Source organism: Mangrovimonas sp. TPBH4, from assembly GCF_001280505.1.
In the GTDB taxonomy this organism is placed as follows: domain Bacteria; phylum Bacteroidota; class Bacteroidia; order Flavobacteriales; family Flavobacteriaceae; genus Mangrovimonas_A.
This window is the reverse complement of sequence record NZ_LBIO01000055.1, coordinates 84,355-96,482: the sequence shown is the minus strand read 5'-3', so window position 1 is coordinate 96,482 and position 12,128 is coordinate 84,355. Positions and strand designations below refer to the sequence as shown.

The following is a 12,128-nucleotide window of genomic DNA, read 5'->3' as shown; positions in this document are numbered from 1 at the left end:
TTTTTTTAAGATTTCAGCATTTAGCCAATTAGAAAATTCTTAAAAAAAATAAAAATACACCTACAACCCCTAATTATAATAGGGCAAAAACTAAATAAATGATAAAAATACTGATTTAACCCCTATTTTTTATAGGGTATAAATAGTTTTTACATAGTTTTAGATATCAATTAACCAAAACAATTTTGTATGAAAAAACTTTTTACCCTTTCCCTGCTCTTAATGGCAATTTGCCAATTGAGCGCCCAAGAAGAAGCCCCAAAAAGTGATTCAGAAGACAAAAAGAAATTTTCCTTGAGCGGAAGTATTGACGCTTATTACAGGGTTAATTTTAACGGTCCTAACAAAGAACTTGAAGATGGCACTATTGTCGCTCCAGGCTCTTCATTCGCTAACCTGCCTGGATTTGCCCTTGGCATGGCCAATGTTGTTGCCGCCTATGAAGGCGAAAAAGTAGGTTTTGTAGCCGACTTGGTTTTTGGCCCGAGAGGCACGGATGCCATATTCAACTCCCCGATGTATTCTGCATCAGGAGACATTATTAATCAACTATATGCCTACTGGAATGTTTCCGATAATATTACTCTTACTTTTGGAAACTTCAACACCTTCCTAGGTTATGAAGTTATTTCACCCGTAGCCAATTTTAACTATAGTACATCCTACCTATTTTCTTGGGGACCATTTAGCCACACAGGACTAAAAGCAGACTTCTCACTTACAGATGACTTTAGTTTGATGCTAGCCGTAATGAACCCAACAGACTTTACTGAATTTAATCCAACAGGCAAATACGCCTTTGGCGCCCAACTTGGCTTTAAAGGACAATACCTAAACTTCCTTACAGACGATGGTGCTTTTGAAATTGACTATACTGGAGGTTTCGATATTTCCAGCAGTTTCTTTTTAGGCATCAACGCCGCCTATTATAATAATGATGATATTGGTTTTGCCGGAGTTGCCCTATACCCTCAATTTGCCACAAGTGACAACTTCACTATTGGATTTAGAGGGGAATATTTCCTTGAAGACGGCTATTTTGGAGCTATTGGAACAGGCATGGAAGACTCCAGTGTATTTGCAGCCACTGTTACAGGCAGCTACACCATTAACAGCTTAATAATCAAACCTGAATTTCGTATCGACAGCGCTTCAGACGATGCCTTTATGAATAATGACTTGGACCCTAAGAAAAGTCTAAGCTCATTTCTTTTGGCCGCCATCTACGCATTCTAAAAATCTGCGAAACATTTTATAAATAATAAACTATCTAATAATGAAGAAAATTGAAGCAATCATTAGAAAATCCAAATTTTCAGAAGTAAAAGAAGCTCTGCACAGTGTTGGAGTTAATTTTTTCTCGTATTGGGATGTTACTGGCCTTGGTAACGAAAAAGAAGGCCATGTATATCGCAGCATCAGTTACAGTACCAGCGACATTAAACGAAGCTACCTTTCTATCGTGGTGAATGACGATTTTGAGGACATCACTGTAAAAACAATCATTGAATCTGCAAAAACTGGAGATGTTGGAGATGGAAAGGTTTTCGTTTCGGACATAAAAGAATGTTACAGAATTCGCACCGGTGAAAAAGGAGGAGAAACTTTAAAATAAACTAATTAAGAAAACAAATAATTAACATGGAAGAATTAACAAACCAAATAACAGAAATAAATGGTGTTCTAGATATTTTTTGGATTCTCGTTGCCGGTATCTTTGTATTTTTTATGCAAGCTGGCTTCTCCTTGGTTGAGGCAGGTTTTACAAGATCCAAAAACACCATTAATATTGTCATGAAAAACCTCATGGACCTTTGTATTGGATCCCTAGGTTTTTGGGCTATAGGATATACAATCATGTATGGTGATTCTATCGCAAAATTCATTGGAACCCCTTCGTTATTTTACAACACCCCAGGAGATATGCACAACTTGTTTTTCCAAACTGTATTCTGTGCAACTGCAGCAACAATTGTTTCTGGAGCCGTTGCCGAACGTACAAGATTCTCAACCTACATTATCTTCTCCCTGATCATGACCACAATTATCTATCCTATTTCAGGACATTGGGTATGGCAAGGAGACGGATGGCTTACCGAATTAGGATTTATTGATTTTGCAGGATCCACTGTGGTTCACTCTGTTGGTGGCTGGGCAGGATTGGTTGCCGCTGCTCTGATAGGACCAAGAATAGGGAAATACACCGGAGGTAAATCCAATGCTATCCTTGGTCACAACATGATGTATGGCGCACTGGGTGTATTTATTCTTTGGTTAGGATGGTTTGGGTTTAACCCTGGATCTGAGCTTGCCATTTCTGGAGGAAGTGCCAACAATGTTGCCAATATTGTAATCACAACTAATTTGGCCGCTGCAGGAGGTGCCGTTACAGCCTTATTTTTGACCTGGGCCAAGTATGGAAAACCAGATTTATCCATGACTTTAAATGGCGCTTTAGCTGGTTTAGTAGGAATTACTGCAGGATGTGCCGCAGTGTCCCCAGGAGGAGCAGCTATCATAGGGATTCTTTCAGGTTTTCTAGTTGTACTTTCCATTGAGTTTATTGATAAAAAATTAAAAATAGACGATCCTGTTGGAGCCATTTCTGTACATGGAGTAGTGGGAGCTTTCGGAACTTTATTGGTAGGTGTATTTGCAACCGATGGAGGTTTGTTCTATGGTGGTGGTTTTAAACAATTAGGAGTTCAGGCCATAGGTGTTTTCAGTATTGGAGCTTGGGCCATTGTAGCTACTTTCATTGTACTATTCATCCTTAAGAAAACAATAGGATTGAGAGTTCCTGAGCAAGATGAAATAAAAGGTCTTGACATAACAGAACATGGAATGAATGCTTATAATGATTAACTAATTTAACTTTGCATATATAAAAAACCCTCGAAGACAATTACATTTCGAGGGTTTTCTTTTTCAAAATATATTCAAATCTAAGCCGAATTTCTACTGGCATTGATATTTCCAAAAAGCGAACGCGTTACAATTTTCTCAAAAATCTCTATCTGCTCTTCATCCCGCACTTCAGCTTTTTCAAGCTCTTGGATTTTCTTCAATGCATATTGCTGAATGGTCAACAATGGCAATACAATGGATTCCCTAACCTCTATTGAAGCTTTTCCTGCAGGCTCATCTTCCATCAACACTTTAGAATCTGTCAACTTCAACAATAAACGCTTAGTTGTTTCATATTCGGTATAGATGATTTTCCAAAACTCACCAAACTCAGGGTCATCGGCCATATACTTCGTCAAATCGAAAAAGGACTTAGACAGAGACATCATACTATTGGCTATTAAGGTTCTGAAGAAATTAGAGCTTTTATACAAATGCTTCACTTTATCAAATTCCCCCGAATCCTCATATTTTTTCAGCGCTGTACCAACTCCAAAAAATCCTGGCACGTTTTGTTTCAATTGACTCCAAGACCCCACAAATGGAATCGCTCTCAAGTCTGAAAAAATGAGTTTATCAGATTTTCCACGTTTGGACGGACGACTTCCAATATTGGTCTTCGCATAGTACTTCAAGGTACTCATGCGCTCCAAATAGGGGATAAACATAGGGTGTCCCTTAAAGTCCATATAGGTTTCAAGACTGGTATTCGCCAAATCGTCCATAACCTTAACATTATCTGGAGACATACGGTTAACATCAGCATGCAACTGATTGTAAATTCCAGAACTTATCAATTGCTCCATGTTGTATTGTGACGAATCTAAAGTTCCAAAATTAGAACTAATAGTTTGCCCCTGAATGGTCAACTGCACTTCCTTATCTTCAATGGTTGGCCCCAAAGACGCATAAAACTGATGCGTTTTACCACCTCCTCTAGCTGGCGGTCCACCACGTCCATCAAAAAAGATTACCGTTACATCATATTTGCGAGACACTTCGGTAAGCCTTTCCTTTGCCTTGAAAATAGCCCAGTTCGCCATTAGGTATCCTCCATCCTTGGTTCCATCTGAAAACCCTAACATAATGGTTTGCCTATTTCCTCTAGACTTTAAATGCGCCTTATACGCAGGGTTGGTATAAAGCTCCTCCATTACCAAGTGTGCATTTTCTAAATCGGTAATCGTTTCAAACAACGGCCCTATATCCACAGTCAAATCATCTTGGAACGCCACCAACTTAAGCATAGCAAACAACTGCATTACATTCAAGGTTGTTTGATTGTTACTAATGATGTATCTATTGGCAGCCCGCTCACCATTATGATCCTGAATTTCCTTAATCGCTTTAATTGTATTCAAAGCCTTAAGCACTTCTTCATCCTTTATCAAAGACAAATCAACCTTTCCTTTTACTTCGGAAAGAATTTTCACTTGTTCGGATTCTGAGAGCTCATTATAGTTTTTAGGAAAGATGTCGCTTCCGCTTTCAATTAGCGTATCTACCATAGCCGTAAACACCTTGTCGTGGGCTCGGCTGTCCTGTCTGATGTCCAAAGTCGCAAAATGAAACCCAAACAAATGCACTTTATTCAACAAGCTATTCACTTCCTTATAATAAAGCGACTGGTGCTTCTCTTTGATGGTTTTAAGAATAAACTGCAGTTCAGATTTAAAATGCTCTAGTGTAACATTATCTTTTGCATGCACATCAATAAAGGCATTATACAGCTGAGTTTCCAAAGCTGCTACCCGTTCTTCAACATCACGGAACGTCAAGCGTCTTCTTAGTTCCCTAACACTTTTGTAGTAATTTTTAAGGATGGTCATTTTCAACCTACTGGCCACCTTCAGAGTAATTTCAGGAGTTACAAAAGGATTTCCGTCCCTATCGCCTCCGGGCCAAAAACCTAAATTGACAATATCATTGTCTATATGCTTTCCTTCGAAAATATTCTGTTGGATATAATCATAAATGGTCCCAAAGGAATAATAAAACACATTTTCCAAATACCAAATCAAACTAATGGCCTCATCGTAAGGAGTTGGTTTGGTATGCTTAAAAAATGGTGTTTTCCCCAACTGAGCCAAAAGGTCATTGATCAATAACAGATCATTGTTTTGAATAGCCTCCGTAAGATCTGTAATGATACCTAATACAGCTCCTGGATAAAACTGGGTAGGGTGTGCCGTAAGCACAATGCGCACTTTAAATTCTTCCAAATACTGTCGCAACATTTCCAAATTCCCATCGGAAGTTACAGCCTCCTTCAAACTTCTCAAGGTTCCTATCCCATCCATGTTATTTACAGTTGGGAAAGCTGCGTCTTCAATAGCATCGAACAGCACTACTTGACGCTCGATATATTGAATAAAGCGGAACAGTAAATTTATTTGACTTTCCTTGCTACGCCTTGCTTGATATTTGGAAAAAAAGGTATCGACAATCGTGGTTGGATCGTCCCCCTTTTCAAACCCCTTCTTACAGGTTTCATGAAACAGTGGCAGTAAAACTCCAGTTTTGGAAATGGTATCAAAAGGTAAGGTCATGAATATACTGTTGTATATTTGATATTTAGACAATACTTCCTGATTAAATCGTGTTAATTTTGGTTGTGTTCCCATATAATTTTTCTCGTAAGAGTGAAGATATAAAATTACTCAAGCTTCCTGAAAAGTCATAAGTTTTAAGAAGAAATACAGAATTATCAGTTTTTCACTCTTTAATTAATGATTCTTTGCTAAAAAGTATAGTATAGCATTTTTTTTTAAATATTAAACATTTCCCTTCAAAAATGACCCAATTTATATATTAACAATTCGTTAAGTTGCTTTTTAAGGCAAAGGGTTTTGTTCTTCTAATTTAATCTGTACATTTGTAGCCGAATTTTAGAGGAAAGATTTGACTGATTGCAACCTCATTAAAAAATGCTAAAGGACAGTGACAACTTCCTTTGACGCTACCGTCAAATCTCTCCATATTAAGTATATTATATTTTTATTTTATGGCATATTTATTTACTTCGGAGAGTGTATCTGAAGGACACCCAGACAAAGTAGCGGACCAAATAAGTGATGCTCTTATTGATAATTTTCTAGCCTTTGACCCAGACTCTAAAGTAGCCTGCGAAACTTTGGTAACCACAGGACAGGTAGTACTTGCCGGGGAGGTAAAGTCCAACACCTACTTAGATGTTCAAAAAATAGCAAGGGATACCATCAACAAAATTGGATACACCAAAGGTTCCTATATGTTTGACGGAAATTCTTGCGGGGTATTTTCTGCAATCCACGAACAGTCTGAAGACATCAACAGGGGTGTAGACAGAGCCTCCAAAGAAGAACAAGGAGCTGGTGACCAAGGAATGATGTTTGGCTATGCCACCAACGAAACCGAAAACTACATGCCTTTGGCATTGGATTTATCTCACAACATTCTTAAGGAGCTTGCGGAATTGAGAAGAGAAAATCAGAACATTACTTATTTACGCCCTGATTCCAAAAGTCAGGTGACTATTGAATACAGCGATGACAATGTCCCTCAACGGATTGATTCCATTGTAATTTCTACCCAACACGACGATTTTGGAAATGACGACGACATGTTGACTAAAATCCGTAAGGATTTAGTGGAAATTTTAATTCCACGTGTTATTGCAAAACAACCAGAGCATATTCAACAATTGTTCAACGACGATATTACCTACCACATCAATCCTACGGGAAAATTTGTAATTGGTGGCCCTCACGGAGACACAGGATTGACTGGACGAAAAATTATTGTTGACACTTACGGAGGCAAAGGCGCTCACGGAGGTGGTGCTTTTTCAGGAAAAGACCCTAGTAAGGTGGACAGAAGTGCTGCTTACGCCACAAGGCACATTGCCAAAAACTTGGTTGCAGCTGGTGTTTGTGACGAGGTCTTGATTCAGGTGAGTTACGCTATTGGCGTTGTAGAGCCTATGGGAATCTTTGTGGATACTTATGGGACTTCGCATGTTGACTTAACAAATGGGGAGATCGCTAAAAAAGTAAGCCAGATTTTCGATATGCGTCCGGCAGCCATTGAAGAACGCCTGAAGTTACGTCAACCAATGTATAGCGAAACTGCTGCTTACGGACATATGGGCCGCACCAATGAAGTGGTTTCTAAAGTATTTTCTCAACCAAATGGAGAGGACATCACTATGGATGTTGAACTATTTACTTGGGAAAAATTGGATTATGTAGATAAAGTAAAGACCACTTTTGGACTTTAATAGATTATAAAATAACCTTTATTACAAAATGCCTCGAGAAAATCTCGAGGCATTTTTATTTCTATCTGTTATGCTTTTCTGAAAAAAATGAACGAATTTAGAGTGAACCAAACTTAGATTAAACCAACATTTTTTCTGAATGACAATCTCTGAAAAGCCAGCCAATCACATTCTGCCCATCATTGTAATCTCACAATTTTGCTGCACTTCACTTTGGTTTGCAGGCAATGGCATTATGGATAATTTGATTAAAAATTTCAATTTGAATGAAACCGCTCTGGGTCACCTCTCCTCAGCTGTTCAGTTTGGCTTTATCATGGGCACTTTAATTTTTGCCATACTCACCATTGCAGACAGGTTTTCACCTTCCAAAGTTTTTTTGACTTGCGCTATCCTAGGCGCCATTTCCAATAGCTGCATGATTTTTGAAAACAACAGCTACGCCACCTTAATCATCTTTCGTTTTTTAACGGGATTCTTCCTTGCTGGCATTTATCCCGTGGGCATGAAAATCGCTGCGGATTACTATCAAAAAGGACTTGGAAAATCATTGGGATTTCTGGTAGGTGCCTTGGTTATTGGCACAGCACTCCCCCACCTTTTGAAGGGTATTATGCAAACCATTTCTTGGACCAATGTATTAATGGCCACTTCTTGCCTAGCCGTCTTTGGAGGTTTGGCCATTGCCATTTTTGTGCCAAACGGCCCTTATAGAGCAGCAAGCAAAGGTTTGGATTTTAAGGCTGTTTCAAGAGTCTTTAAAAACAAAAAATTCCGTTCGGCAGCCTTTGGGTACTTTGGACATATGTGGGAACTCTATGCCTTTTGGACCTTCGTCCCTTTTATGCTAAAACAATACAACCTCCAAAACGGCAGTCACATCAATATCCCAATCGCCGCATTTTCTATAATCGCTATTGGAAGTCTCTCTTGTGTATTCGCTGGATATATTTCACAACAAAAAGGAGTGAAACGTACTGCAGCCACAGCTCTTTTACTTTCAGGCATATGCTGCCTTCTTTACCCTATTGCATTTCAATTGGGAACTATCTTCTTTGTTTCGTTTTTAATTTTATGGGGAATGGTAGTCATCATGGATTCCCCCATGTTTTCAACTATGGTCGCCCAAAACGCACCCACCGAAATAAAAGGAACTGCCCTTACCATTGTAAATTGCATTGGCTTTGCCATTACCATCTTCAGCATTCAACTTCTAGGACAACTAGGCAACACTTTCAATTCGCCATTAATATTTACCATTTTAGCTATCGGCCCTATATTAGGGCTTATGGCTATATTTAAACCTAAAGCCCAAAATAACTAATCCACACCTCCCAATCTTTTCGGTGATTTCTGCTCGGGCCAGAATTGCTGCTCGCCTGTTTTTGGATCTATGGGCATGACTATTTTTTCGCGAGAGGCTGTTTCGGGATCTTCGGAAGCCATATAAGCCAAAACAGCAGTTAAAACAACGTTGTTTCTTAAATCATCAAACACAATTTTATCGTAGGTATCCCTGTTGGTATGCCAAGTATAATCTCTGTAATTCCAGTTAAGGGCTCCCAAATAAAAAGCAGGTACTCCCGCCGCCACAAAGGAAGCATTATCTGAACCACTGCTACTGGGCAATCCAGGAAAAATAGTTTTAACATGTTTAGAAACATCCTCAGGAACTGCAGACAGCCACCTCGAGAGATACTCATAAGAATTTAAAAATCCAGCACCAGATATTTCAGTAATTCTCCCCGTGCCATTATCCTGATTGAGCACTACCTGTACATACTCCACAATTTCGGGGTGGTCTTCCACAAATGCCCTAGAACCATTCAAGCCCTGCTCCTCACTCCCCCAGTGCCCTACCAATATGGTGCGTTTTGGATTGGGATACACTTTTTTCAAAATCCTCATTACTTCCATCATTAATACCGTTCCCGTACCATTATCGGTAGCTCCTGTCGCACCATCCCAAGAATCCAAATGCGCCGATAAAATAACATACTCTTCAGGCTTCTCCGAACCTTTGATCATTCCTATGGTATTAAACGCGGGTACCAAGCCCAAATCCTTGGAGCGAGCCACCACCCTAACCTGTGGTTTTTCTCCTCTTTCTGCCAACCGGTAAAGCATGGTATAATCTTCCAATTCAACATCAAGGGTTGGAATACCCTTTGTTTTAGAATAAAAAATACGATTCACCCCAAATCCTTTGGACCAATAACAGGAAATAATCCCAACCGCACCGGCATTCTCCAACAACCTTACAATGTCTGCACTTTTATAACCCGTTCTTCTAATATTGGCATACCACTCACGCTTTATGGAATCACGAGATGCTTTCAACCTTTCAAACGATTCCGGCCTTGCAAACTTCTCCCAACTATCATCAGGGCGTCCCGTTAACTGATACATGGAGGTCAAAACAAACTTTCCCTTTACACCCTTTAGCCATTTTTGAAAATGTATGGAATCTTTTACATATGGTAATGCCACCACTTCTCCAACCACGCCTTCAGGCGGTGTTGTAGGACTCCAAGCCAACTGAATCCCCTCTAAAGATTGCACGCGAGGCGCAACCATATCGATATGAGTAATGCCACGCTCCCATCCTTTCCATTCACCCCACTGTTCCCTTTTGGCATCAATGCCCCATTTTTTATAAGTTTCCATTACCCAATCACTGGCCTGTTCCATTTGGGGCGTTCCGGTTAACCGAGGACCAATAACATCCAAAAGATTATGCGCCAAGTTTTCCAATTCCGAATTTTTAATGGCCTCCTCCTCTATTTGGGATATGATGTTTTGCAACTCCTGAGCCTGCGCCATAGGGACTACCAAAATTCCCAAAACAACCAAATATCGTTTAAGCAGATTATATATCATATTTCTGATTTACGTTTATTCTTAATAAGCTCTAAAATAAAATTATTTTAAGACATAGCACCAAAGACTTTTGGGAAGCCTCAAAACAAAGTCAAAATCGAAATACCCTGATTCCCCGCAACCTTATTCCTTTAAAAAATTTAACACAAAACACTCATTTACAACTGATAAATATCATTTCAATTTTGCTTTTTTACACTTATATTTAATGCTCAATAGCTCCCCATTTTATCTCTCCAAGATTAAGCTTCTCATAAAAATCCTGTCAAAATTATTAACGTTCTACAATGTCGCTTTCCGTTAACAGGAATCTTGGCAAAATCAAAAACCTGTGAGTTAAACAGGAACAACACTTAAAATTTAGACTCATGGAAACGCTAATAATCCAAAATTCAGATTTCCATTTTGAGCACAAACAATGGGAAAGAGAGCTCTTATTTTGGGAAGATGAATTAAAATCATTCAACAACCGCTTGGAAGAGGTTGTGAAACGTTGGACCAACCACAGCGTATTGGCACAATTGGAACATTTTCAAAACCAATTTATTCGCCAAAAAGAAGTTATGGACACACTACAGCACGACATTAATGTACACGAAACAGACATGGCCCAACACGACAAAAAATCTGAAACCGTGTTGAATTATGACTTGGCGAAAAAACACTTTATGTTAAGAGAGCGTATGGAAACCCAAAGAATGATCTACCATGATTTAAAAAAGGAGTTATTTAAATTCCTTACAAAACAAATGTAAAAGTATTCTCAAAACAGGGCCGTAATCCAAAAGCTTACGGCCCAAAACCAAAGAACAAAATTAAAACATAAAAGCCATGAAAACTACAGCAAGCATTTACAAACAGAGAAATATACGGACATCGATTACAAAGGTCTTCCCGGAACTCATCAGCCTAAAAAAAGCAGATGACAAGGAAGCTTTCAATAATCTAATCCTAAATATATTACCGAGCATCAAGAAATATATCAAAGGAAGATTGGATAAACTGTCCAACCTCCCCCATTTTTCCAGAAACAAATACAATGTCGACGATTTTGTAGACCAACTTTTTATAGAAGTATACGATAACATTGAGGACGTAAAAAAGGCTGATGATTTTTATCTATGGCTATTTAAAAAAACGGACAACTTACTGGACGACATAACTGTTGAAGAAGAATTCGACGACTTTTTTTATGAAAACATTGATGATTTCACAAAGGACGAATGGGAGGAAATGGAAGAACAATTCAGTACAGATGGAGATGGCGATTTACTGATGCTTGAAGAATTGGACGACAGCTCCTACAACAAAAACGATTACACCTTAAACCATGTTTTTGTTAAGGATGACGAGGAAAAGTACATTGAGCAGTTGGACAAACAACTCGATGAAGCCAAAATACAAAAACACATAGCCATGGTGGTAAAAAAACTTCCCATGCGAATGCAATCCGTATTCGAATTGTTTGCAAACTACAATTTCACTCCAACTGAAATAGCGCAGCTTAAACATATGAAAACTATAAAAGTTATACACTTGATACAAACTGCCAGAAATAATATTCGTGACAGTTTTATAAAAAGGTATTTATAATTCTTAACCCCTTGAAAATATACATTATGGAAACTACACACACAAATCCAAAAACCGAACTCCTATTGGAAGCAGGATTGAACGTACTGCACTTTGAAAGCAAAGAATGGCTAGAAAACTTAGCTTTTTGGAAAGATGAAACCCGATTTTTTGAAGATCTTTTATCAAAAAAAGCGCCTACTACAGAGCAACAGAAACAACACACAGAAATGCTTCGGGAGCTGGACCAAATCCATAAAGATCTTTTTGAGGACTTTCAACAAGTCATAATGAAACACGAGCGCTCACTTTCAAAAATTGAAATTGGCAACCAACAACTCTCCGACAGCAGTTTTAGGGAAGAACATAGAAAAATCAAAGAACGTATTACCGCCTTTGAGAATAATTTCCGTTCATTTAAAAAAATCGTGTTCAGCTTCGTAAAAAGCCTATAATTTCAATATTGACAACCGGATATACAGCTCCAATTAACAATTGGGGAGACCTTACT

The 12,128-nt window shown here is 38.7% G+C and carries 10 protein-coding genes; 8 read left to right on the top strand and 2 right to left on the bottom strand.

The genetic code is table 11. The features are described from left to right. Positions 1-189: 189 nt before the first annotated feature. Genes ZA05_RS12435 through ZA05_RS12425 form a run of 3 tightly spaced genes read left to right on the top strand, consistent with a single transcriptional unit; the run spans position 190 to position 2,865 of the window. The gene (locus ZA05_RS12435; protein ID WP_053992014.1) at positions 190-1,236 is read left to right on the top strand and encodes a porin; all 1,047 of its coding nucleotides are present in this window, start codon (positions 190-192) and stop codon (positions 1,234-1,236) included. A 40-nt stretch (positions 1,237-1,276) separates the two neighbouring features. Further along, entirely contained in the window at positions 1,277-1,615 is a 339-nt protein-coding gene (locus ZA05_RS12430; protein ID WP_053992013.1) for a P-II family nitrogen regulator, read from the top strand. A 26-nt stretch (positions 1,616-1,641) separates the two neighbouring features. Beyond that, positions 1,642-2,865: an ammonium transporter gene (locus ZA05_RS12425; protein ID WP_053992012.1), complete on the top strand. Its 1,224-nt coding sequence runs from the start codon at positions 1,642-1,644 to the stop codon at positions 2,863-2,865. An 80-nt stretch (positions 2,866-2,945) separates the two neighbouring features. On the opposite strand, the gene ZA05_RS12420 is transcribed toward ZA05_RS12425, so the two are convergent. Beyond that, positions 2,946-5,531, bottom strand: coding sequence for a phosphoenolpyruvate carboxylase (locus tag ZA05_RS12420; protein WP_053992011.1), 2,586 nt, complete (start codon positions 5,529-5,531; stop codon positions 2,946-2,948). A gap of 380 nt (positions 5,532-5,911) precedes the next feature. Here ZA05_RS12420 and metK point away from each other — a divergent pair, with 380 nt between their 5' ends. Then, the gene (gene metK, locus ZA05_RS12415; RefSeq protein WP_053992010.1) at positions 5,912-7,165 is read left to right on the top strand and encodes a methionine adenosyltransferase; all 1,254 of its coding nucleotides are present in this window, start codon (positions 5,912-5,914) and stop codon (positions 7,163-7,165) included. Positions 7,166-7,304: 139 nt separating this feature from the next. Beyond that, positions 7,305-8,489: a nitrate/nitrite transporter gene (locus tag ZA05_RS12410; RefSeq protein ID WP_053992009.1), complete on the top strand. Its 1,185-nt coding sequence runs from the start codon at positions 7,305-7,307 to the stop codon at positions 8,487-8,489. On the opposite strand, the gene ZA05_RS12405 is transcribed toward ZA05_RS12410, so the two are convergent. Further along, complete coding sequence (locus ZA05_RS12405) at positions 8,486-10,045, bottom strand: M20/M25/M40 family metallo-hydrolase (RefSeq protein WP_053992008.1); 1,560 nt, start codon at positions 10,043-10,045, stop codon at positions 8,486-8,488. The genes ZA05_RS12410 and ZA05_RS12405 overlap by 4 nt on opposite strands. A 368-nt stretch (positions 10,046-10,413) precedes the next feature. On the opposite strand from ZA05_RS12405, the gene ZA05_RS12400 reads away from it, so the two are divergent. From ZA05_RS12400 to ZA05_RS12390, 3 genes are all read left to right on the top strand, one after another. Continuing rightward, positions 10,414-10,800: a hypothetical protein gene (locus ZA05_RS12400; RefSeq protein ID WP_053992007.1), complete on the top strand. Its 387-nt coding sequence runs from the start codon at positions 10,414-10,416 to the stop codon at positions 10,798-10,800. Between the two features lie 76 nt (positions 10,801-10,876). Continuing rightward, a complete protein-coding gene (locus ZA05_RS12395) occupies positions 10,877-11,638 on the top strand; it encodes a hypothetical protein (protein ID WP_053992006.1) in 762 nt (253 codons plus the stop codon). Positions 11,639-11,664: 26 nt separating this feature from the next. Continuing rightward, the gene (locus ZA05_RS12390) at positions 11,665-12,072 is read left to right on the top strand and encodes a hypothetical protein (protein WP_053992005.1); all 408 of its coding nucleotides are present in this window, start codon (positions 11,665-11,667) and stop codon (positions 12,070-12,072) included. The last annotated feature ends 56 nt before the right edge of the window (positions 12,073-12,128 follow it).